This window comes from Phreatobacter stygius (assembly GCF_005144885.1).
GTDB lineage: Bacteria > Pseudomonadota > Alphaproteobacteria > Rhizobiales > Phreatobacteraceae > Phreatobacter > Phreatobacter stygius.
The window spans coordinates 1,985,545-2,008,676 of record NZ_CP039690.1; the positions used below are offsets into that span (position 1 = coordinate 1,985,545).

Sequence of the window (23,132 nt, forward strand, 5' to 3'; positions counted from 1 at the left end):
CCTGCCACGATGCCGGCGCGAAGCGCATGCCGCTTCGCGCCGCCTGGCCTCAGCCGCGCAGGCTGCCGCCGGTCTTCTTGGTCACATCGGCGACGATCCGGGCACTCACCGCCTCGATCTCGGCTTCGGTCAGGGTCTTCTCGCGCGGCTGCAGCGTGACCGCCAGCGCCACCGACTTCTTGTCCGGATCGATGCCCTTGCCCTCATAGACGTCGAACACCGCGACATTGGTGACCAGCTGCCGGTCGGCGCCTTGCGCCGCCTTGACGATGTCGCCGGCCTTGACCTCGCGGTCGACCACGAAGGCGAAGTCGCGCTCGACCGGCTGGAAGGCCGAAAGCGCGAGCTGCGGCTTGGCCCGGGTCGGACGCGCCTTGGGCGCCGGAACCTTGTCCAGGATCAGTTCGAAGGCGACGATCGGCCCCTTGGCGTCGAGCGCCTCCAGCACCTTCGGATGGAGCTCGCCGAACCAGCCGAAGACGTTCTGCGGCCCCATTTGCAGGGTGCCGGAGCGCCCCGGGTGGAACCAGCCGGGCGCACCTTGCACCACCTGGACCGCGGCGATCGACAGGCCGCTCGCGGAAAGCACGGCCAGTGCGTCGGCCTTGGCGTCGAACAGGTCGACCGGACCGGAGCCCTGCCAGTGCCGGCCGGTGCCTTCGGGCTTTGCCAGGCCGCGCCTGACCCCGGCAGCCGCGACCAGTTGGTCCTCCGGGCGGTCGCCGCGGAACACCTGGCCAACCTCGAACAGGGCGACATCGCCATAACCGCGATCGGCATTGCGCTGGGCCGCCGCGACCAGGCCGGACAGCAATGACGGTCGCATGTCGGAAAGATCGGCGGCGATCGGATTGGCCAGCGCCAGTTCCGGCTGGCCGCCGCCGAACAGCTCGGCCTGGGCCTTGGAGATGAAGCTCCAGGTCACCGATTCGATCAGGCCGCGGCTGGCGAGCGTGCGCTTGGCGGCGCGCGTGCGCTTCTGGATCGGGGTGAGCACCGGTTTCGGCACGGTGCCGCCGCGATCGAGCGGCACCGCCAGCACCCGGTCGACACCGGCAATGCGCATGATCTCTTCGGTCAGATCGGCCTTGCCATGGACATCAGGCCGCCAGGACGGCGGCACGACCTTCACCACCGGCGCGTTGCCGGACACCATGAAGCCGAGGCTCTCCAGGATGCGCTTCGATTCCCGCTCGGACACATCGAGACCGGTCAGCCGCTTCGTCTCGGCGAAGGGGAAATTGATGATCAGGTCGGAATCCGGGATCTGGCCGGCGAGCGTCAGCTCAGAGGCCTCGCCGCCGCAGAATTCGATGACCATCTTGGTCGCGAGATCGGCGCCCTCCACCGTGTAGTTCGGGTCGACACCGCGCTCGAAACGATAGCGGGCATCGGTGATGATGCCGAGATTGCGGCCGGTACGGGCGATGTCGATCGGGTCCCACAGCGCCGATTCGATCAGCACGTCGGTGGTCGTCTCGTCGCAGCCGGAATGTTCGCCGCCCATGACGCCGGCGATCGATTCCATGCCATTGTCGTCGGCGATGACCGTTTCATGGCCGGTGAAGCCGTAGATGCGGCCATCCAGCGCCAGCACGGTCTCGCCCGACCTCGAGCGGCGCACCACCAGCGTGCCCTTGACCTTCCGGGCGTCGAACACGTGCAGCGGCCGGCCACGGTCGAAGGTGATGTAATTGGTGATGTCGACCAGCGCGTTGATCGGGCGCAGACCAATGGCCGCCAGCCGCCGCTGCATCCATTCCGGCGAAGCGGCGTTCTTCACCCCGCGCACCAGCCGCAGCGCGAAGGCCGGGCAATATTTCTCCTCGCCCGGGGCGAACCGGAGTTCGACCTTCTGCGGGCAAGGGAAAGTGCCCTTGACCGTCTCGAAGCGCTCGCTCTTCAGCTTGCCGAGACCCGCCGCGGCGAGATCCCGGGCGATGCCGTGGATCGAGGTGCAGTCCGGCCGGTTCGGCGTCAGGTTGATTTCGATGACCGGATCGGAAAGCCCGGCATAGTCGGCATAACGCTGGCCGACCGGCGCATCGGCCGGCAGGTCGATAATGCCGTCGTGATCCTCCGAGATTTCCAGCTCCGCCGCCGAGCACAGCATGCCGCGGCTCTCGACGCCCCTGATGGTGCCGACGCCGAGCGTGATCTTCTTGCCCGGAATATAGGTGCCGGGTGGGGAGAACACCGACTTCATGCCGGTGTGCGCGTTCGGCGCGCCGCAGACCACCTGGACCGGATCGCCCGAACCGGTATCGACCATGCAGACCCGCAGGCGGTCGGCATTCGGATGCTGCTCGGCCGAGACCACATAGGCGATGGTGAAGTCCTTGAGCTTCGCGCCGGGATCTTCGAGGTTTTCGACCTCGAGACCGATACGGGTCAGCGTCTCCGCGATCTCCGCGAGCGGCGCTTCGGTGTCGAGGTGGTCCTTGAGCCAGGAGAGGGTGAATTTCATCGACGGGATTCCGGTCTTTCGAATACGTCGAGCAGCTTGAAGCGCTCACAGACGACTTGCATGTCTTCGCGATAGGAGCCCTGGCGCTCGAAATAGCCGCGATGGGCCTGGCGCCAGGAGGCCAACGTCCGGTCGTCCTCGCCCTCCTCGAAGGCGAAGGCCTGGTCGACCTCGGTAAATCGCATCACCGCGACACCGGTCGTCTCGATGGCGCAGGCGGGCTTACCCGCGCCGTCGAGGATCACGCTGATCTCGCCGGCGCGTGGCATGATGTTGGCTTCGCAGGCGGCAAGCGATTCGCAGGTCGCCCGTTTCGTGCCGGCAAGCACCAAAGCGAGCAATGCGTCGGCGAGCGCCGGACTGTCGCCGAACGACCATCGTGGCGCATCGCGATAGCTGTCGGGAATGCCGTCCGCCGTCATGAGCTGAGCCCGCCGGCGAGCGTCGGCAGATCGAGTGGCCGGAAGCCGTAATGCGACTGCCAGCGCATATCGGCCTCGAAGAACTGCCGGAGGTCGCTGATGCCATATTTCAGCATGGCGATGCGGTCGATGCCCATGCCCCAGGCGAAGCCCTGGTAGACATCGGGATCGAGCCCGCAATTGCGGATGACATTCGGGTGCACCATGCCGCAGCCGAGGATCTCCAGCCAGTCCTCGCCCTCGCCGAAGCGGATCTCGCCGCCCTGGCGGTTGCACTGGATGTCGACCTCAAGGGACGGCTCGGTGAACGGGAAGAACGACGGGCGGAACCGCATCTTGACCTGGTCGACCTCGAAGAAGGCCTTGCAGAACTCTTCCAGGATCCAGCGCAGGTGGCCGATATGGCTGCCCTTGTCGATGACCAGGCCCTCGACCTGGTGGAACTGCGGCGTGTGGGTGGCATCCGAATCGATCCGGTAGGTCCGGCCCGGGCAGATGACCCGGATCGGCGGCTTCTGGGTCAGCATGGTGCGCACCTGCACCGGGCTGGTATGGGTGCGCAGCAGCATCCGCTCGCCGTCCGGCTTCGGATTGAAGAAGAAGGTGTCGTGCATCTCGCGGGCCGGATGGCCGAGCGGGAAGTTCAGCTTGGTGAAGTTGAGGTCGTCGGTCTCGATGTCGGGCCCTTCGGCAACCGAAAAGCCCATATCGGCGAAGATCGCGGTGAGTTCGTCGAGCACCTGCGACAGCGGGTGAATGCGGCCGGTCTCCGACGGGCTCTCGCGCACCGGCAAGGTGACGTCGACGGTCTCGGCGGCGAGCCTTGCGTCGAGCGCCGCGGCTTTCAGGATGTCGCGGCGGCTGGCGAGCGCCTCGCTCACCTTGTCCTTGACCGCGTTGATGGCGGCGCCGGCGGTCTTCCGGTCGTCGGGCGCCATCTGGCCAAGGGTCGCCAGCAAGGCCGAGACGGAGCCCTTCTTGCCGAGCGCCGCGACCCGCACGGCTTCCAGCGCCGCCTCGTCGGGAGCCGCGGCAACAGCCGCCAGGAGGTCATTTTCGAGAGAAGCAAGATCGGTCATGGGAAAGGCCGCGAATGAGGAGGCTTCGTTTCGCTTGGGGCGATGGCGGGGTCAAGGGTCATGACTAGCTCCGCCAGCGCAGCGTCATCGGCCGCAGCGGATTTTCGAACGGCTTGCCGTCGGCCTGGGCCTTCAGGAAGGCGTCCTTCACCCGCATCCACCAGCGTGCCTGGGTATCGGCATCGTTGATCAGCATCAGGTTCGGCTGGTGCATCAGGCCCTCGCGCTGCTGGATCACGACGCGCCGGTCCTGGTCCAGGAACACCCGCATCAGATGTTCGAAGATCGGCTTGAAGGTCGACATCCAGCCGGCCGAGACCCAGAAGAATTGATGCACCTCGGTTTCGCCCTCGCTGAGCGGGGTCAGCGCGGTCAACCCGGTCGCCTGGTATTTGGCGCCACGGATATTCTCGATGCGCAGGCCCGGCAGCATATAGCTGATCTCGGTGGTGACCGGCGTGCCCAGGATCTTGTAGGCGATGTTCTGCGGCGGCAGTTCATGGCGGACCATCGACCAGCCGAGCTCGGAGGGCGCGAACTTCTTCTCTTTCGGCCTGAGTTTCTTGGCGCCCTTCTTGAACCACCAGGAGGTGTGGACATAGGCCGCATGGGTCGGATCCATCAGGCCGAAGGCGGCGTGATCGACCGAACAGTGGAACGGCAGCATGATGTGGAACCGCGGGCCGACCTCATCGGCGAAGTCCGGCATGGCTGGCGGCTCGGGCTGGCCGGCCTCCGCCGGCGTCTCGCCGTTCTTGGCAAAAAAGATCCAGATCAGGCCTTGCCGCTCGCGGCAGGGGTAGGAGCCGCATTTGATCTTGGCCAGGTCCATCTGCTGGCCTTCGCGCAGCGACGGAATCTCGACGCAGGTGCCCGACGTGTCGAAGCGCCAGCCGTGGTAGCAGCACTGGATGCTCTGGCCGTCGAACTGGCCGTAATGCAGGGGAATGCCGCGATGCGGGCAGACGTCGCGAATGGCGAAGACCTCGCCGTTCGCAGCGCGGCCCATCAACACCGGTTCGCCGACCAGCGTCTTGTTCAGCATCTTGCCCGGCTTCAGGTCGCGGCCAGGCGCCGCGACATACCAGAGACCCTTGATCAGTTCAGCTGTCAGTCCCTGCATGCTGTCTCCGCACCGAAGCATGATCCGGGCCGGCGAAACCCGCCGCCCGTTCGATCACGCGAGAACCCTAAATGAACCGCCGCCGGTCCGCCTCAAGACTGTTCGACAAAACCGACTGCCCGATAGAAACGGCTGTTCGATATCACTGGCGTCCAAGAACAAAAAAGCCCGCGCAACCCCTGAAGGGTCGCGCGGGCTGAATTTTTAGACCTCTTACGTCGAGGTCAGGAAGCTGCCGGCAGCGAACCCTTGGCCTTTTCGACCAGGGCCGTAAAGCCTTCCGGCGCGGTGATGGCGAGGTCCGAAAGAACCTTGCGGTCGACCGCGATGCCGGCACCGATCAGGCCGGCAATGAAACGCGAATAGGTCAGGCCGTGCTCGCGGACAGCGGCATTGATGCGCTGGATCCACAGGGCGCGGAAATTGCGCTTCTTCACGCGACGGTCGCGCGTGGCGTACTGCATCGACTTGTCGACGGCAGCCTTCGCGGCGCGGATGGTGTTCTTGCGACGACCGCGGAAGCCGGTAGCGGCCTTCAGGGTCTTCTTGTGCTTGGCGTGTGAGGTAACGCCTCTCTTAACGCGGGCCATGACTGATCTCCTTCAAATCCGTTGAGTGTTCCTGAAAACTGCTGATCAGCCGTTCGGCAGGAAGTACTTCTTGACGTTGTCGCCGTCGGTTTTGAACAAGATGGCAGTGCCGCGGTGCTCGCGGATCTGCTTGGTCGTCCGCTTGATCATGCCATGCCGCTTGCCGGACTGGGTGTACTTCACCTTGCCGGTCGCGGTCAGCGAAAAGCGCTTCTTGGCGCCCGATTTGGTCTTCATCTTGGGCATTTGGCTCTCTTAGACTGTTGCGAGATGTCCCTTGACCGAACTTTCGAACGGTTGGGTCATCTCAGGAATGCTCAGATTGAGCGTTCGGGACCGCCACGGCAGCCCTTAATCAGCCGGGCGATCCGAAGCGCGGGCCTATACAGGACAATCGGCTTCCGGACAAGAGCCCGGTGTCTCAGCGCAAATCGGCGGGCGCCTGACGGGTGCTCAGCAGATACCAGGCGAACAACACCACCCATACCAGGTCGACCGCGACGGCAATCCCCGCCTGGTGAACGAGATAGCGCCCCCCATAGGACAGCACCAAGGCGATGAAGATCAGTTTGCTGGCGCCGGCGACGGTCAGGACGAGCGAACGAACCTGTGGATTGAACGCGCCATAGATCAGCATCGCGCCCACCAGCGTGATCAGCGCTCCCCAATTGCGCACCACGATCTCGCCGAGCGGGCCCTCCAGCGTCTCCCCGAACGTCGCGCGAAGCGCCGCCTGCGGCGCGATCGCAGCATAGACCATGGTTGCGGTCAGGAGGCCGGACACCAGCATGATCCATTTGATATTGGCTGCAACGATGTTCATGGCGGCCCCTCACCTGTGGCTCGCATGGCAAACCAGCACCCGATCATATCCGCATGCGCGCCGCCCGGCCCGAGAAAGATCGCGCTCGATAAACCCGGCGGGGCCAAGCGCGTGGTCACGGACCAGAAGCCGGAGAGCGGCAGGCCGGCACGGCCAATGTCTCATGGACGAAGGACGTACGGCCTGTTCCCGATCAAACCATGACGACGCGTTTTGGCCTTGCGCCGCGCGCCAGGTGACGCTTCCGTCCCGTTACGCTAGCACTGGCGCGTCATCATGGAGGAGACATCATGGCCAAGGGCTATTGGATCGCGCGCGTCGACGTCAACGATGCCGAGTCCTACAAGAATTACGTCGCCAAGAACGGCATCGCCTTTGCCAAGTTCGGCGGTCGTTTCGTCGTCCGCGGCGGCAAGTTCGAGACCCTGGCCGGCGTCAGCCGCGCCCGCAACGTCGTCATCGAGTTCCCGAGCTACGATCAGGCGCTGGCCTGCTGGCATTCGCCCGAATATCAGGCCGCCAAGGCCGAGCAGAAGGGTGGCGCGATCATGGATGCGATCGTCATCGAGGGTTACGAGGGTCCCCAGCCCGGCGAATGAGCGCCTTGCAGAGGCGCCCGGCCGGATCACCGGCCGGGCGCGCCTCGCAGTGCCTGACGTCAGCGGCCGGTCGCCTCGATGACGTCGTCGAGCGTGCGCAGACCCGGCCTCGGTGCGTTGACCAGCACGGCCATATTGCCCGGCGCATGCTTGTTGGCGTGCATCAGCGCATGGGCCGCCGGGATTTTATCCCAGGGAAACAGCTCGCTCATGCAAGGATCGACCCGCCGGTCGAGAACGAACTGATTGGCGGCGGCGGCCTGCTTCAGATGGGCGAAATGGCTGCCCTGGATACGCTTCTGCCGCATCCAGACATAACGCGCATCGAAGGTGATGTTGAAACCCGAGGTTCCCGCGCAAAACACCACCATGCCGCCACGCTTGGCCACCAGGCAGGACACCGGGAAGGTCGCCTCGCCCGGATGTTCGAAGACGATGTCGACGTCCTTCTTGCCGGTAATGTCCCAGATCGCCTTGCCGAACTTGCGGGCTTCCTTGGTCCAGTTGTTATATTCGTCCGAATTGACCTTGGGCATCTGGCCCCAGCAGTCGAAATCCTTGCGGTTGATCACGCCCTTGGCGCCGAGCTGCATGACATAGTCGCGCTTCGACTCGTCCGAGATGATACCGATCGGATTGGCGCCGGCAGCCGCCACAAGCTGCACCGCAAACACGCCGAGCCCCCCCGACGCGCCCCAGACCAGCACGTTGTCGCCAGGCTTCAGGGTGTGCGGCGGATGGCCGAACAGCATGCGATAGGCAGTGGCGAGCGTCAGCGTGTAGCAGGCCGACTCCTCCCAGGAGAGGTGCTTGGGCTTGTGCATGAGCTGGCGCGACTGAATCCGGCAGAACTGGGCGAAGGCGCCATCCGGCGTCTCATAACCCCAGATCCGCTGCGACGGCGAGAACATCGGGTCGCCGCCATTGCATTCCTCGTCGTCGCCGTCGTCCTGATTGCAATGGACGATGACTTCGTCGCCGACCTTCCAGCGCTTGACCTTCGAGCCGACCGCCCAGACCACGCCGGCGGCATCCGAGCCGGCGATATGGAAGGGGTGCTTGTGGCCGTCGAGCGGCGAGATCGGCTGGCCGAGGCCGGCCCAGACGCCGTTATAATTGACGCCGCCGGCCATCACATAAAGCAGCACTTCTTCTTCGCCGAGCGTCCAGGTCGGCACGACCTCGACCTTGAACGACTGTTCCGGCGGTCCGTGGCGATCCTTGCGGATCGCCCAGGCATACATATTGGCGGGCACGTGACCCAGCGGCGGCACCTCGCCGAACTCGTAGAGATCCTTGAGCGGAGTGGTGGAGCGGGCTTGCGCTTCGCCGGCCATAGGTCACCTCTGGTCACGAAAACCATTCCCCTCAGGGGGCTGGCAGGGGCAGAAATTATGTGCACTGCAACATGAATGTGCAAGCACGATCTTCGCTGCCTATGACATAATCAGTCCGGAAAACCCCATCAGACTTTCGGCATATTGCGCAGAGCAATCCGACAAAATAGAGGACAGTTTGGTTTCGCGGGCACTATCGGAAACGCCGCGTGTGCATCGCAAACCGGCGACTTCTCCACATGACCCAACGGCCGCCTCTGTTGTCCCGGCCTGCGATGCGCCTATCCTCGATTGCGCCGGAAACACGGCGGGCCCGTCCAAGGGGATCATGAGGAGGACTTCAGCATGGCAATCCAAGCATTGATCATCTGGATCATCATCGGCGCGGTCGGGGGCTGGCTCGCGGGCATCCTGATGAAGGGGGCGGGTTTCGGCCTGATCGGCAATATCATCGTCGGCATCGTCGGCGCCGCCATCGCCGGCTGGCTGCTGCCGCGTCTCGGCATCTATATCGGCGGCGGCATCATCGCCGAAATCATCAACGCGGTCATCGGCGCGGTCATCCTTCTGTTCATCATCAGCCTCGTCAAACGGGCCTAGGGATCGCCGATCGAGGCCCGCGCCATGGCCCATCCGCCGGATGGGGGTGGCGCGGGCATCTCAGGTTGCATTGCAATATGACACGGGTCAGCAGACAATAAGGGGCAAATATCCAGCTCAGGAGCCGATCTTGCGCACCAAAGAAACTCGGGAACGTCCCTGGCTCATCCGCACCTATGCCGGCCATTCGACGGCGGAGAAGTCGAACGCACTCTATCGGGCCAATCTCGCCAAGGGCCAGACCGGCCTGTCGGTCGCCTTCGATCTGCCGACCCAGACCGGTTACGACCCTGATCATGTGCTGGCACGCGGCGAGGTCGGCAAGGTCGGCGTGCCGGTCGCCCATATCGGCGACATGCGCAGCCTGTTCGACGGCATCCCGCTCGCCGAGATGAACACCTCGATGACCATCAATGCCTGCGCCGCCTGGCTGCTGGCGCTCTACGTCGCGGTGGCCGACGAGCAGGGCGTGCCGCGCAACGCGCTCGCCGGCACCACCCAGAACGACATCCTCAAGGAATATCTGTCGCGCGGAACCTATGTGTTCCCGCCCGAGCCGTCGCTCAAGCTGACCAAGGACACCATCCTGTTCACCACGGCGGAAATGCCCAAGTGGAACCCGATGAATGTCTGCTCCTATCACCTGCAGGAGGCCGGCGCGACGCCGGTGCAGGAACTCGCCTTCGCGCTCGCCAATGCCATCGCCATCCTCGACACGGTCAAGGCCTCGGGCGAGGTGCCGGATGGCGGCTTCGGCGAGGTGGTCGGCCACATCTCGTTCTTCGTCAATGCCGGCATGCGTTTCGTCACCGAGATGTGCAAGATGCGCGCCTTCGTCGACCTCTGGGAGGAGATCGTCGAAACCCGCTACGGCGTGACCGACCCCAAGCACAAGCTGTTCCGCTACGGCGTCCAGGTGAACTCGCTCGGCCTGACCGAGCAGCAGCCGGAAAACAATGTCTACCGCATCCTGATCGAGGCTCTGGCGGTGACCATCTCGAAGAAGGCCCGTTGCCGCGCCCTGCAATTGCCGGCCTGGAACGAGGCCCTCGGCCTGCCGCGCGCCTGGGACCAGCAATGGTCGCTCAGGCTGCAGCAGATCCTGGCCTACGAAACCGATCTCCTGGAATTCGGCGACCTGTTCGACGGCAATCCGGCGGTGACCGCCAAGGTTGAAAGCCTGAAGGCCGAGGCCCAGGCCGAACTGAAGCTGATCGCCGAGATGGGCGGCGCGATCGCCGCCGTGCCCTATATGAAATCCAAGCTGGTCGAGAGCAATTCCAAGCGGCTCCAGGCGATCGAGGCGGGCGAGCAGGTGGTGGTCGGCGTCAACCGCTTCACCGAGACCGAACCCTCGCCGCTGACCACGGGCGAAGGCTCGATCATGGTCGTCGATCCGGCGGTGGAAGCCGAACAGATCGCCAATCTCCAGGCCTGGCGCTCGGCCCGCGATGCCAAGGCCACCGCGGACGCGCTGGCCGAATTGCGCGCCGCCGCCAAGGAGGGCCGCAACATCATGCCGGTGTCGATCGCCGCCGCGAAGGCCGGCGTCACCACGGGCGAATGGGGTCAGGTGCTGCGCGAAGTGTTCGGCGAATATCGTGCACCCACCGGCGTCGGCCGCGCCGCGCGGGCCGATGCCGGCGATCTCGCGCCGATCCGCCTCGAGGTCGAGGCGGTGTCGCGGGCCCTTGGCCGCCGCATCAAGTTCCTGGTCGGCAAGCCCGGTCTCGACGGCCATTCCAACGGCGCCGAGCAGATCGCCGTGCGCGCCCGCGACTGCGGCATGGAGGTCGTCTATGAGGGCATCCGCCTGACCCCCGCCGAGATCGTCAATGCCGCGCTCGAAGAGGGCGTGCATGTGGTTGGCCTGTCGATCCTGTCGGGCAGCCACATACCCTTGGTCACCGAGGTGATGGAGCGCATGCGGGCCGAGGGCCTTGGCGACATCCCGGTGGTGGTCGGCGGCATCATTCCGCCCGAGGACGAGGTGACGCTCAAGAAGGCCGGCGTCGCCGCGGTCTATACGCCGAAGGATTTCCAGCTCAACGCCATCATGGCCGACGTCGTGCGCATCGTCGGCGAGGGCGCGCGCCAGGCCGCGTGAGGCTGCATTGTGCACTTGGCGCCGTGCCATGAGGTGACGGCCGGCGCCGAGTGTGCAAGCTTCGCGGCCCCTTGAGAGAATAGCCTGCCATGCTGCCCGACATTCGCGACTATGACGCTCTGACCCGCGCGTTCCGCTGGCAGGTTCCGGCCCGCTACAATATCGGCACCGATGTCTGCACCCGCTGGGCGCTCGCCGACCCGGACCGGGTGGCGATCCTCTGGAAGAAGCCCGACGGCAGCGTCGAGCCGGTGACCTATGGCCGGCTCGAGGATGCCTCCAACCGGCTAGCCAATGCGCTGACCGCCAAGGGCATCCGGCGCGGCGACCGGGTGGCGCTGGTCCTGGCGCAGGGAGCCGCCGCCGCCATCACCCATATCGCCATCTACAAGATGGGCGCCATTGCGGTGCCGCTCGCCGCCCTGTTCGGCATCGACGCCCTGGCCTTCCGGCTGAAGGATTCAGGCGCCCGGGCGCTGATCACCAATGGCGAGGGCCTGGCCAAGGTCGCCCAGATCCGCGACCAGCTCGGCGAGCTCGCTGTGCTGCTGTCGACCGACGGCCCGGCCGGCGCCGGCATTGGTGGCTTCTACGAGACGCTGGCCGAAGGTTCCGCGTCTTTTGCGGCGATCGACACCTCGGCCGATGATCCCGCCATGATGATCTATACCTCCGGCACCACCGGCCAGCCCAAGGGCGCGCTGCACGCCCATCGCGTCTTGCTCGGCCATTTGCCGGGGGTCGAGATGCCGCACGAATTCTTCCCCCAGCCGGGTGACCGCATGTGGACGCCGGCCGACTGGGCCTGGGCCGGCGGCCTGCTCAACGTGCTCCTGCCGTCGCTCCATTTCGGCGTGCCGGTGGTGGCGCGGAAGTTCGAGAAATTCGATGCCGACGAAGCCTTCGCGCTGATGGCCGAAATGGAGGTGCGCAACACTTTCGTGCCACCGACCGCGCTGCGCATGCTGCGCTCGGTCGAAAATCCGCGCTCCAAACATGCCTTCAATCTGCGCACGCTCGGCTCCGGCGGCGAGGCCTTGGGCGCCGAGACCTATGACTGGGGCCAGGCGGCGCTCGGCCTCACCATCAACGAGTTCTACGGCCAGACCGAATGCAACCTGGTGATCGCCTCCTGCGCCGCCATCGGCATCTCGAAACCGGGCGCCATCGGCAAACCGGTGCCCGGCCATGCGATCGGCGTCATCCGGGCCGACGGATCGCCCTGCGATATCGGCGAACAGGGCCAGATCGCGGTGAAACGGCCGGACCCGGTCATGTTCCTGGAATATTGGAACCGGCCTGAGGCGACCCGCGAGAAATTCATCGGCGACTGGATGACCACCGGCGACCAAGGCATCCGCGACGACGAGGGTTATGTCCATTTCTTCGGCCGCGACGACGATGTCATCACCTCGGCCGGCTACCGCATTGGCCCCGGCGAGATCGAGGACTGCCTGCTGAAGCACCCGGCGGTGTCGCTGGCCGCGGCCGTCGGCAAGCCCGACGCGCTGCGGACCGAAATCGTCAAGGCCTTTGTCGTTCTGAAGCGTGGCGTCGCGCCGTCGGATGCGCTGGCCGCCGACATCCGGGACTTCGTCAGGACGCGCATGTCGGCGCATTCTTACCCGCGTGAGATCGCCTTCATCGATGAATTGCCGATGACCACCACCGGCAAGGTCATCCGCCGGCTGTTGCGCGAACGCGCCTGAGCCGGGCAACCAGGGCCTTGGCCCCGGCCTTGGCGGAGCGCCTGGCCGCGATGACGGCAAGCACCAGGCGGTAACGCAGCCCGGCGCGGCCGGGCCGCAGCGCCACCAGCCGGCTGGTGATGCCGAGCCGGCCGGTCCAGATCCGGTCGATCATCGGATGGCCGGCGATGGCGCAGGAATCGACAAGCCGGATGGCCGGATCGGCGCATAGCCTCTCGGTGAGTTCGAGCGTCATCAGCGCCCCCGGCGAATAACGGGCATGAGCTTCGCCATAGGCCGTCTTCCAGTACCAGGCGCGATCGCCCGCCCGCAGCACGACGGCGCCGGCGACCGCCTTACCGTCCAGCAGCATGAGGTCGATCTGGGCCTGGCCGGAGGCAGCAAGCCCGCTCATCGCCTCATCGAAAAACCGCCGGCTGTCGGCCGAAACCGCCAGCGCGCTGCCCTTCCGGCCCTTCCAGCCTTCGGCCTCGAGCCTGAGGAAAGCCTCGGTGGCGTCAGCCAGCGCAAGGCCGCTGGCCGTCGAAACGACGACGAGTTCGCCCTGTTCGGCAAGCCGGCGACCGAGCCGGCGCAGCTCCTTGGAGGGACGCGGCGGATCGGCGGTGATCAGTGCTGCACGCCGGTGCGCCTCCAGCACATCGACGCGATGCTGCGACGGCCCGGCGAGAACGCCGAGCGCGGCCGTCAGCGGCGAGCCGTCGTCGAGCAGGGGCCAGTCGAGCGCCACGGCGCCGGCGGCACGGAGATAGTCGACGAGCCGGGCCAGAACCGGTCGTTCGGCGCCGGGCAGGACAAGCGGCGCGCCATAGGGTGCGTAGGGGTGCGTCCAGAGCGCAAAAACCGCTCCCCCGAGCATGAACCGGCCAGGCGCGAAACCGACGAGCCGGCCGCCCTCCTCCATCACGACGGCGCCAAGCCCCGACGCCGGGTCGATGCCGCGGGCGGCAAGCGCGAAGCCAGGCTCCAGAAAGACATTCGGACCGGCGGCCTGCGCCAGCACCGACCAGGCCTCGGCCATATCGGGCCATTGTCCGGCCGGGACCCAGCGAATAGTTGCGCCACCGGTCAATCCGCCGGTCGCGATATCAGGCTGGAGCGGCGGACTGCCGATTGCGCCATCGGCCTCTCGCCGCGGGCCTTGGGTCAGAGGGCCTTGGGTCAGAGGGCCTTGGGTCAGAGGGCCTTGGGTCAGAACATCGGCCGCCATCGCCCGCTCCTCGCCTCACGCCGCCGAAACCGGCCTGTGCTTCGCCCAGAACGATACCGCCAGGCCGAGCCGGCGCCGGGTGATCCAGAACAGGAGCACCGATTCAAGCGTCAGCGCGATGGCGGTGGCGGTGGCAGCGCCCATCATGCCGAAACGCGGGATCAGCACCAGGCAGAGGATCACGGCGGTGGCGAAGGCCGCGCCATAGATCAGCGCGCAGACGCCCTGATGGCCGGACATCGACAACAGCCGTTCCACCGGCCCGACCGCGGCGCGGGCGAGAAGACCGGCCGACACGACGAACATGGCCGGATAGCCTTTGACGAAATCCGGGCCGAACAGCATCAGGAACGGCTTGCCGAGTGCCAGGATCAGGATGGTGGCGGCAAGCGAGGGGAAGAAGGTCCAGCGGATCGACGCCTGCAGGAAGGCGGCAAGCTTCTCGCGGTCGCCGGCGACATGATATTCGCTGAAGCGGTGGGCGGCGGCCGCCGCTACGGAAAAATAGATGAAGGCAACCAGCGCCAGCGTCTTGACCGCGGCCCAATAGATCGCGACCTCCTCGGCCGAGCTGAGCTGCTTCAGCAGGATCACGTCGGTATAGGTCAGTGCCATGTAGAAGGCCTCGACCAGGAAGATCGCCGCCGAGGTCCTGAGCCAGAACCCGGCCTCGACCCGCTTGGGGCCGGCCGGCACCTGGCCTGCGAGGCGGCGCTGGATCAGCCAGAACTGGATGATCGCAGTGGTCCAGGTGGCGATGACGGCGCAGGCCATGGCGGTGACCGCGTCGGCGACCAGGCCGAGCCCATAGCCGACCACCATGCCGGCGAGCAGCAGGACCGGCCGGATCAGATAAGGCGGCCCGAGGGCCAGGTCGGTCCAGTTATACGACCGGGCAATGCCGTCCTGGATGTCGGTCAGCACGTAGAGCGGCAGGCAGATCGCCGCCAGCACCAGCGGCATCAGCATCGGCTGTGCGACCAGATGGCCGAAGCGCCAGAGCACCAGCAGGCCGAGGCCGGCAACGATGGTTGCCGCCAGGACGCCGATGATGCGCGAGCCGGCAATGAAGCCGCGCAGCCCGTCCTGATCGGCCTTTTCGCCATATTCCGGAATGAAGCGCTGGGCGGCCGAAGCGAGGCCCGCATTGGAAATATGGCCGAGCAGCAGCACCCAGACCCAGACGGAAATATAGGTTCCGAACTCGTTGCTGCCCATCCAGCGCGCCATCAGCACCTGGCTGACATAGGCGATCGCGGCGCTCATCACCCGGATGACGAAGGCCGTGCCGGCGACACGCTGGGCGATCGACTGGTGGCTTGAATCGGTCAGCACCGCACGAAACCGCTCGACGATGCCCTTCGGCGACAGCAACGTCTTTGCGTCGCGCCCCATCTGCGCTTCGTCAGATCCCATTACCGACACGAGCAGATCCTCGAGCTCAAGGACCGGCGATCCGGCTGAGCTTCGGCCCAGGCATAGCCGAAGCGCTGTTAAGAAACGGTTCGAGCCGGAGGGGGCGTTTGTCGATGAAAAAAGGGCCGGCCGCACGAGGCGGCCGGCCCGAAATCTCGACGCGTGCTGCGCCCAAGGCGCCTGGGCTTCAGGGCCTGGGTGTCGCCGGCGCGGCAGGCGCCGGCGCAGCCCCCGGGGTTGCCGGCGCGCCCGGGATCACCGGCATGGCCGGCGCCGCCGGCGGCACCAGCCGCTCGACCTGGGCCTCGGCGCGCAGCTTCTGGACCAGATCGGCCTGGGCGCGACGGGTGAGGAAGTCCTCGATCTGGCCCTTGACCTGCTCGAAGGTCGGAATGGCACGCGGCCGGCGCTCTTCCAGCTTGATGATATGCCAGCCGAACTGGCTCTTGACCGGATCGGTCGAGACATCACCCGGCTTCATGGCGAAGGCCGCATTGGCGAATTCCGGCACCATCTGGGCCTTGGTGAAGAAGCCGAGGTCGCCGCCCTCGGCGCCGCCCGGATCTTTCGACTTCTCCTTGGCGAGCGCCGCGAAGTCGGCTCCGCCGCGCAGCTGCGCGATGATGGCGCGGGCTTCCTCCTCGGTCTCGACCAGGATGTGGCGAGCGCGCACCTCTTCTTCGGGGGTGATGCGGGCACGCTGCTCGTCATAGATCTTGCGCATCTCGGCTTCGGTCACCCGCGCCGCGGTTTCCGCGGCCAGCAGCGACTCGACCAGAAGCTTGTTGCGGTAATAGACCATCTTGCGCGCGAAATCGGGACCGTTCTGGATGCCGCGACCTTCTGCTGCCCTGGCCGCAATGGTCAGGTCGATGACGAAGCCGAGCAGATAGTCGCGCTTCTGGTCGGGATTCATCTGGGCCGTGGCCTGGCCGCCGATATCCTCTTCGGCCGCATCGAGATCGGCCTGCCGGATCTCGATGCCCTGGACACGCGCCAGCACCCGGTCCGGGGACGGCGCGGCGGCGGCTGGAGCCGCGGGCGTGGCTGGAGCCGAGGGCGCGGGACGCGCCGGTGCCGCCGGCGCGGGAGCCTGGGCGGCCACGGGTCCGGCGAGCGCCATCGACAGGGCGACGAGGACAATGGGCAGACGAACGGTCATCGGAAAGCAGCCTCTGTCTGGGAAACGACGCGTCTTCGCGGGCTCGCGTGGCGCATTTAGGGCAAGGACCCTAGGGAACATAACGCGAGAGCAGTCCGCAGGTTGCGGCAGGAATGCCCGGTTCCCGCCGAATTGACAACCCATGCCCCCGTCCATATCTGTCGCACGTCTCCGTTAGAGCGTGGCTTTGCACGCTCCCGGGGATATATCCCGCCGGGAAACGACGACGGGGCGCACGGGGCGTCCCTCAACCTGCCTTGTGGGGCCGATGCAATGAACCGGAAGGCGGGGCGCTGCGACCCATCTGTTCGGCCGGAACCTGTCAGCATCGGCTTCAAGCGAAGGATTACTCATGTTCGGTCCGATCTTCCGCAAGATTTTCGGCAATAGCAGTGACCGTCGGGTCAAGGGCTACCGGCCTCAGGTCGACGCGATCAACAAGCTGGAGCCGGAGCTGGAAAAGCTGTCCGACGAGGCGTTGCGCGCGCGCACCGACGAATTCAAGGCTCAACTTGCCGCTGGCAAGACTGTCGACGACATCCTGGTGCCGGCCTTTGCCACCGTCCGGGAGGCCGCCAAGCGCGTGCTGAAGCAGCGCCACTACGACGTCCAGCTGATCGGCGGCATGGTGCTGCACGAGGGCGCCATCGCGGAAATGAAGACCGGCGAAGGCAAGACCCTGGTCGCGACGCTGGCGGTTTATCTGAACGCGCTCGCCGGCAAGGGCGTCCATGTCGTCACGGTGAACGACTATCTGGCCAAGCGCGACTCCGAATGGATGGGCCGGATCTACAAGTTCCTCGGCCTGACCACCGGCGTCATCGTCCATGGCCTCGACGATGCCCAGCGTCACGATGCCTATGCCTGCGACATCACCTACGGCACCAACAACGAGTACGGTTTCGACTATCTCCGCGACAACATGAAATATTCGGTCGCCGAGATGGTGCAGCGCGGCCACGCCTACGCCATCGTTGACGAGGTGGACAGTATCCTGATCGACGAGGCGCGCACGCCGCTGATCATTTCCGGCCCGCTCGACGACCGCTCCGACTTCTACGCGACCATCGACAAGTTCATTCCGCTGCTCGCCAAGGAAGATTACGAGATCGACGAGAAGCAGCGCACCTGCGCGCTGACCGAGACCGGCAACGAGAAGATCGAGAAACTGCTGGCCGAGGCCGGCATCCTGAAGGGCGAGCTCTACGACGTCGAGAATGTCTCGACCGTCCACCACGTCAATCAGGCGCTCAAGGCCCACCGGCTGTTCCAGCGCGACAAGGACTATATCGTCCGCAACGGCGAAGTGGTGATCATCGACGAATTCACCGGCCGCATGATGCCGGGCCGGCGCTATTCGGAAGGCCTGCACCAGGCGCTGGAGGCCAAGGAGCGCGTCCAGGTTCAGCCCGAGAACCAGACGCTGGCCTCGATCACCTTCCAGAACTATTTCCGCATGTACAAGAAGCTCGCCGGCATGACCGGCACGGCCTCCACCGAGGCCGACGAGTTCATGGACATCTACAAGCTGGAAGTGGTCGAGATCCCGACCAACCGGGGCCTGGCGCGTATCGACGAGGACGACGAGGTCTACAAATCGGTCGAGGAGAAGTTCCAGTCGATCATCACCGAGGTCGGCCTGGCACGCGCCAAGGGCCAGCCCGTGCTGGTCGGCACCACCTCGATCGAAAAATCCGAGACGCTCGCCGAGATGCTGAAGCAGCATGGCTTCCGCCAGGTCGATCTCGACGACCCCGCCGCCTTCGCACCGCTTTATGACGGCGACCAGGGCAGCGCCGGCGAAAAGGTCTTCGCCGTGCTGAACGCCCGCTATCACGAGCAGGAGGCCTTCATCGTCTCCCAGGCCGGCGTCCCCGGCGCCATCACCATTGCCACCAACATGGCTGGCCGCGGCACCGACATCCAGCTCGGCGGCAATGCCGACATGCGCATCCAGGTCGAGCTCGCAGCACTCGAAGACGGCCCGGACAAGGATGCCAAGGCCGAGGCGATCCGCCAACAGGTCGGCCAACTGAAGCAGCGCGCGCTCGACGCCGGCGGCCTCTACATCATGGGCACCGAGCGCCACGAGAGCCGGCGCATCGACAACCAGCTGCGCGGCCGTTCCGGCCGGCAGGGCGATCCCGGCCGTTCGAAATTCTACCTGTCCCTGCAGGACGACCTGATGCGCATCTTCGGGTCCGACCGCATGGAGGGCATGCTGACCAAGCTCGGCCTGAAGGAAGGCGAGGCGATCGTCCATCCCTGGATCAATCGCGCGCTGGAAAAAGCCCAGCAGAAGGTCGAAGCCCGCAACTTCGACCTGCGCAAGAACGTGCTGAAATATGACGACGTCGCCAATGATCAGCGCAAGGTGATCTTCGAGCAGCGCATCGACCTGATGAGCCAGGAAGACCTGTCCGAAATGGTCGGTGACATGCGCCATGGCGTGATCGAGGACCTGGTCCACCAGCATATCCCGCCGGATGCCTATGCCGAGCAATGGGACACCGCCAAGCTGAAGGACGAGGTCTACCGGGTGCTCAATCTCGACCTGCCGGTCCAGGACTGGGCCAAGGAAGAGGGCATTGCCGACGAAGAGGTGATCGAGCGCATCAAGACCGCCGCCGACGAGATGATGGCCTCGAAGGCCGCGCGTTTCGGGCCGGACATCCTGCGCCAGATCGAAAAGGCCGTGGTCATGCAGGTGCTCGACCACCTGTGGCGCGAGCATATCGTCCAGCTCGACCACCTGCGCCAGGTGGTGGGCCTGCGCGGTTATGCCCAGCGCGATCCGCTGAACGAGTTCAAGTCGGAAGCCTTCCAGCTGTTCGAGAGCCTGATGGAGCGGCTGCGCGAGATGACCACCCAGCAGCTCGCTTTGGTCGAGCTGCAGGAGCCGCCGCCGATGCCGGACCTGCCGCCGATGAGCGCGCACCATATCGACCCGATGACCGGGCTTGATGAATTCGCCTCCATGGGCGCACCCTCGGGCGGCTTCCAGGCGCTCGCCGCCGGCGATGCGGTGGCGGCGATCGACCGCAACCCGAACGACCCTTCGACTTGGGGCAAAGTCGGCCGGAACGAAGCCTGCCCCTGCGGCTCGGGCAAGAAGTTCAAGCATTGCCACGGACAGAACATGTGACCGGCCGGGCGGCCTCATCCGGCCGCCCAAACTTCCCGCGCCGAGCCGTGAGAACGGTCCTTGACCAGGACAACGGCTCACCCTAAAAAGCGCGCTCGCGGGCCGGGGCTGTAGCTCAGATGGGAGAGCGCTGCAATCGCACTGCAGAGGTCGGGGGTTCGAATCCCCCCAGCTCCACCAGCCCGCACTGACGTCCGCCAGGCGGACGGAGTTTCCCAGGATCGATGCGCGGCATCCACCGTCAGCAGCTGATCAGCCGCGCCGCGCCGCCGTCCACCAGCACTTCCCGCGGCAGCGGGTGGCCGAGGAAGTTCACCGGGCTGGCGCTGAGGCCATAGGCGCCCGACTGCAGCACCGCGACGAGATCGCCCTCCCGCAGGTCGGGCAGCTCGGCTTTGCGGGCGATCATGTCGAGCGGCGTGCAGAGCGGTCCGGCGAGGCTCGCCGTCACGGTTGCCGGTTCGCCCATGCGGGCCGGCGCCAGCACCGGGTAGTCGCGCTTGATGATCTGGCCGAGATTGCCCGATGCCGCGAGGTGATGATGCATGCCGCCATCGGTCACCAGGAAGCGTGATCCGCGGGAGGTCTTGGCCGCCAGCACGCATGCCACATAGACACCGGCAGGGCCGACCAGGAACCGCCCGGGCTCGACCACGACCTGCGCGTCGCGGGTCAGCGGATCGGCCGCGAGCGCCTCTGCAAGCGCCGGGATATGGGTGGCCAATCGTTCGAGGTCGAGCGCGGCCTCGCCGATATAATAGGGAATGCCGAGCCCGCCGCCGAGATCGATGGTCTTGAGCGGCCGGCCGATGCGTGCCGCGACCCGGCGGGCGACAGCCAGACCGTGAGCCCATTGCCCCGCCAGCATGTCGGCATCGAGGATCTGGGTGCCGGCGAACATGTGCACGCCCCTGAGATCGAACGCGGCGCTCGCCTCGACCTGGTCGACCACTCCGTCGAGCTCTTCCTCGTCGAAACCGAAGGGCGCCGGGCGGCCGCCCATACGCATGGCGCCGCCTTGCACCTCGGCGACCGGGTTGAAGCGGATGGCCACCGGCGCGGGCACGCCCCCGGCCTCGATCAGCCGTTCGATACGGGCGATCTCTTCCAGGCTTTCCAGGTGGATTTCACCGATCCCCTCGCGCAGCACGACGGCGAGCTCCTCGGCGCGCTTGCCCGGCCCGGCGAACAGGATGCGGCTTGGATCGGCGCCGGCCGATCGGGCCAGGCGATATTCGCCGAGCGAGGCGATTTCGACGCCCGCGCCTTGCCCGATGAGGACGCCGATCACCCCGGGGTTCGGGTTGGCTTTGATCGAATAGTGAATGCTGGCGAAGCCGGACAGGACTTCGGCGAGCTTGCCATAGGCCCGGCGCATGACGGCGGCGTCATAGACATAAAGCGGCGTGCCGTAGCGCTCAGCGAGCTCGCGCACCGCGAGATCGCCGACCAGCAAGTCCTGCCCGCGCACCGCGAATGCCGCTGCGGCCAGGCGTGCGGCATGCGTCGGATCACTGCGCGCCACGGCTGCGCTCCGCCACCAGGCCGCGATAGTCGACCTTGCCGTTCGGCGTCACCGGCAGGGCATCGACCCAGTCGATCGCGCGCGGCACCATGTAGGGCGGCAGATGCAGCGCAGCCGTCCGCAGGATGTCCTCGGCATCGGCTTCGGCCGCCTTGGCCACCCCGACCGCATGCACCTTCTGCCCGGCGAAAGGATCGGGCAGCCCGACGACCGCCACCTGGACGAAGGCGCCGGTCGCCATCAGCACCTCCTCGACCTCGGTCGGGCTGATCCGATAGCCGGCTGATTTGATCATGGCGTCGCGGCGCCCGACGAAATGAAAGAAGCCCTCGTCATCCTCGAAGACGAGGTCGCCGGAATAACAGACCGTTTCGCCGCCTTGTTCCGCGGCGACGAAGGGATGCGGCTTCAAGACCTCGGCAGTATCATCAGGCCGGTTCCAATAGCCGAGCGACACGGTTGGGCCGCGATGCACCAGAATGCCCGGCTCGCCCGGCTTGGTCCGCCGGCCCTCGGCGGTCACCGCGAAGATTTCCGTCTCGGGAATCGCCCGGCCGATCGAGGTTGGCCGGCGATCGATCTCGTCCGGCGGCAGGTAGGTCGAGCGGAATGCTTCGGTCAGCCCGTACATCAGGTAGATGCGCGTCTCCGGCAGCCTTGTCCTCAACCGCTTGACCGTTTCGGATGGTACCGCGCCGCCGGAATTGGTGATGTAGCGCAGCGACGGCAAGGCCGTGCGCGCCAGCGAGGGGCTGGCGCGCGTCAGGATCGCCCAGATCGTCGGCACGCCAGCAAGGCCGGTCACCGCCTGGTCGCGGATCGTCGCGACGATCTCGTCGCCGAACCGGAAGGTCAGCAGGATCAGCACCGCGCCCTGCTCGACCGCGGTGAGCAACTGGTTCAGGCCGTAGTCGAAGCTGAACGGTAGGATCGACAGGATGCGGTCGTCCGCGGTCAGCTTGAGATAGGTGCGGACGATGCGTGTGCCGGCGATCAGGTTGCGATGGCTCAGCATGACGCCCTTGGGGCGGCCGGTGGAGCCGGAGGTATAGAGGATGGCGGCGAGATCTTCGCCGATCGCCTGATCGCGCGGCGGCGGTGGAACCATGCCGGCGGCCGCGGCCTGATCGGGCTTGGGCGTCCAGAGCGGGGCATCGACCAGATAGAGGGACGGGCCGTCGAGATCCGCCAGGGCCTCGCGCAGCCGCGGCGCCAGCGCCTGGTTGGTCAGCACGATGCGGGCGCCGCAATCCGCGACGATGTGCTGGATCTGCGCGGCCTGCAGCAGGCTGTTGACCGGCACGAAGACGCCGCCGGCGCGGCTGGTGGCGAAGATCGCCCAGCATTCCTCGATGGATTTCGGCAGCACGATCGCCACCCGATCGCCGCGCCCGAGACCGAGCTGCCGCAGGACGCCGGCGCCGTGTTCCACCTGCGCCCGCAAGGCGCCATAAGACATCGACCTGATGCCATCGATCAGCGCCACGCGGTCCGCGGCACCGGCCGGCCCGGCGCCGATCAGATGATGCACGAGGAAGGGCGGCGACATCACCGCCGCGCTTGCCCGACGAAGCGTGCGAGTTGCTCCACCGTCTCGAAATTATCGGGGTCGAAATCCTGATCCGAAATCTCGATGCCGAAACGTTCCTCGATGAAGCCCATGAGGTCGAGCACGCCGAGCGAGTCGACCGCCCCGCTGGTCAGCACCGAAGTCGCATCGTCGAAAGGACGTGAGCCGAGGCCGGGAAAACGCTTCAGCAGGAAATCCCGGATGACCGCCTTGGCATCAACAGTGTCGATCTCGGACATCGTATTCGG

General features: G+C 66.0%; 19 protein-coding genes and 1 tRNA gene. 6 read left to right on the forward strand and 14 right to left on the reverse strand.

Annotated features, from left to right (window positions below; translation table 11 throughout):
- Positions 1-49: 49 nt before the first annotated feature.
- From pheT to E8M01_RS09055, 7 genes are all read right to left on the reverse strand, one after another.
- Positions 50-2,467 (reverse strand): phenylalanine--tRNA ligase subunit beta, encoded by a 2,418-nt coding sequence (pheT, locus tag E8M01_RS09025; protein ID WP_136959813.1) that lies wholly within the window; start codon positions 2,465-2,467, stop codon positions 50-52.
- Complete coding sequence (locus E8M01_RS09030) at positions 2,464-2,889, reverse strand: ASCH domain-containing protein (RefSeq protein ID WP_136959814.1); 426 nt, start codon at positions 2,887-2,889, stop codon at positions 2,464-2,466. The genes pheT and E8M01_RS09030 overlap by 4 nt, the downstream gene beginning before the upstream one ends.
- A complete protein-coding gene (gene pheS / locus E8M01_RS09035) occupies positions 2,886-3,968 on the reverse strand; it encodes a phenylalanine--tRNA ligase subunit alpha (RefSeq protein ID WP_136959815.1) in 1,083 nt (360 codons plus the stop codon). The genes E8M01_RS09030 and pheS overlap by 4 nt, the downstream gene beginning before the upstream one ends.
- A 64-nt stretch (positions 3,969-4,032) precedes the next feature.
- On the reverse strand, positions 4,033-5,091 hold the full coding sequence (locus E8M01_RS09040; RefSeq protein ID WP_136959816.1) for an aromatic ring-hydroxylating oxygenase subunit alpha: 1,059 nt from the start codon (positions 5,089-5,091) through the stop codon (positions 4,033-4,035).
- A gap of 224 nt (positions 5,092-5,315) precedes the next feature.
- On the reverse strand, positions 5,316-5,681 hold the full coding sequence (gene rplT / locus E8M01_RS09045) for a 50S ribosomal protein L20 (protein ID WP_136959817.1): 366 nt from the start codon (positions 5,679-5,681) through the stop codon (positions 5,316-5,318).
- Positions 5,682-5,726: 45 nt separating this feature from the next.
- On the reverse strand, positions 5,727-5,927 hold the full coding sequence (rpmI, locus tag E8M01_RS09050) for a 50S ribosomal protein L35 (RefSeq protein WP_136959818.1): 201 nt from the start codon (positions 5,925-5,927) through the stop codon (positions 5,727-5,729).
- A 175-nt stretch (positions 5,928-6,102) separates the two neighbouring features.
- On the reverse strand, positions 6,103-6,504 hold the full coding sequence (locus E8M01_RS09055; RefSeq protein ID WP_136959819.1) for a hypothetical protein: 402 nt from the start codon (positions 6,502-6,504) through the stop codon (positions 6,103-6,105).
- A gap of 290 nt (positions 6,505-6,794) precedes the next feature.
- On the opposite strand from E8M01_RS09055, the gene E8M01_RS09060 reads away from it, so the two are divergent.
- Entirely contained in the window at positions 6,795-7,103 is a 309-nt protein-coding gene (locus E8M01_RS09060; protein WP_136959820.1) for a DUF1330 domain-containing protein, read from the forward strand.
- A 59-nt stretch (positions 7,104-7,162) separates the two neighbouring features.
- On the opposite strand, the gene ccrA is transcribed toward E8M01_RS09060, so the two are convergent.
- Positions 7,163-8,440: a crotonyl-CoA carboxylase/reductase gene (ccrA, locus tag E8M01_RS09065; protein WP_136959821.1), complete on the reverse strand. Its 1,278-nt coding sequence runs from the start codon at positions 8,438-8,440 to the stop codon at positions 7,163-7,165.
- 345 nt (positions 8,441-8,785) lie between these two features.
- Between ccrA and E8M01_RS09070 the strand changes: the two genes are divergently transcribed.
- The 3 genes from E8M01_RS09070 (at position 8,786) to E8M01_RS09080 (ending at position 12,856) form a co-directional block, all read left to right on the forward strand.
- Positions 8,786-9,040, forward strand: coding sequence for a GlsB/YeaQ/YmgE family stress response membrane protein (locus E8M01_RS09070; protein ID WP_136959822.1), 255 nt, complete (start codon positions 8,786-8,788; stop codon positions 9,038-9,040).
- A 40-nt stretch (positions 9,041-9,080) separates the two neighbouring features.
- The gene (locus tag E8M01_RS09075) at positions 9,081-11,147 is read left to right on the forward strand and encodes a protein meaA (RefSeq protein ID WP_136959823.1); all 2,067 of its coding nucleotides are present in this window, start codon (positions 9,081-9,083) and stop codon (positions 11,145-11,147) included.
- 89 nt (positions 11,148-11,236) lie between these two features.
- A complete protein-coding gene (locus E8M01_RS09080) occupies positions 11,237-12,856 on the forward strand; it encodes an AMP-binding protein (RefSeq protein WP_136959824.1) in 1,620 nt (539 codons plus the stop codon).
- Here E8M01_RS09080 and E8M01_RS09085 read toward each other — a convergent pair.
- From E8M01_RS09085 to E8M01_RS09095, 3 genes are all read right to left on the reverse strand, one after another.
- Positions 12,825-13,877 (reverse strand): GNAT family N-acetyltransferase, encoded by a 1,053-nt coding sequence (locus E8M01_RS09085; protein WP_170181838.1) that lies wholly within the window; start codon positions 13,875-13,877, stop codon positions 12,825-12,827. The two genes, E8M01_RS09080 and E8M01_RS09085, sit on opposite strands and share 32 nt — an antisense overlap.
- A 204-nt stretch (positions 13,878-14,081) precedes the next feature.
- Positions 14,082-15,461 carry a lipopolysaccharide biosynthesis protein gene (locus tag E8M01_RS09090; RefSeq protein WP_136959826.1) on the reverse strand — a complete coding sequence of 460 codons (1,380 nt, stop codon included), beginning with the start codon at positions 15,459-15,461 and terminating at the stop codon, positions 14,082-14,084.
- A gap of 208 nt (positions 15,462-15,669) precedes the next feature.
- Positions 15,670-16,644 carry a peptidylprolyl isomerase gene (locus E8M01_RS09095; RefSeq protein WP_136959827.1) on the reverse strand — a complete coding sequence of 325 codons (975 nt, stop codon included), beginning with the start codon at positions 16,642-16,644 and terminating at the stop codon, positions 15,670-15,672.
- Positions 16,645-16,996: 352 nt separating this feature from the next.
- Here E8M01_RS09095 and secA point away from each other — a divergent pair, with 352 nt between their 5' ends.
- A complete protein-coding gene (secA, locus tag E8M01_RS09100; protein ID WP_136959828.1) occupies positions 16,997-19,789 on the forward strand; it encodes a preprotein translocase subunit SecA in 2,793 nt (930 codons plus the stop codon).
- 104 nt (positions 19,790-19,893) lie between these two features.
- Positions 19,894-19,969, forward strand: a tRNA-Ala gene (locus E8M01_RS09105).
- Between the two features lie 61 nt (positions 19,970-20,030).
- On the opposite strand, the gene E8M01_RS09110 is transcribed toward E8M01_RS09105, so the two are convergent.
- From E8M01_RS09110 to E8M01_RS09120, 3 genes are read right to left on the reverse strand one after another with little or no spacing between them, the layout of a single operon-like run.
- The gene (locus E8M01_RS09110; protein WP_170181839.1) at positions 20,031-21,314 is read right to left on the reverse strand and encodes a type III PLP-dependent enzyme; all 1,284 of its coding nucleotides are present in this window, start codon (positions 21,312-21,314) and stop codon (positions 20,031-20,033) included.
- Positions 21,301-22,863, reverse strand: coding sequence for an AMP-binding protein (locus E8M01_RS09115; RefSeq protein WP_136959829.1), 1,563 nt, complete (start codon positions 22,861-22,863; stop codon positions 21,301-21,303). The genes E8M01_RS09110 and E8M01_RS09115 overlap by 14 nt, the downstream gene beginning before the upstream one ends.
- Entirely contained in the window at positions 22,863-23,123 is a 261-nt protein-coding gene (locus E8M01_RS09120) for an acyl carrier protein (RefSeq protein ID WP_136959830.1), read from the reverse strand. The genes E8M01_RS09115 and E8M01_RS09120 overlap by 1 nt, the downstream gene beginning before the upstream one ends.
- Between the last annotated feature and the right edge of the window lie 9 nt (positions 23,124-23,132).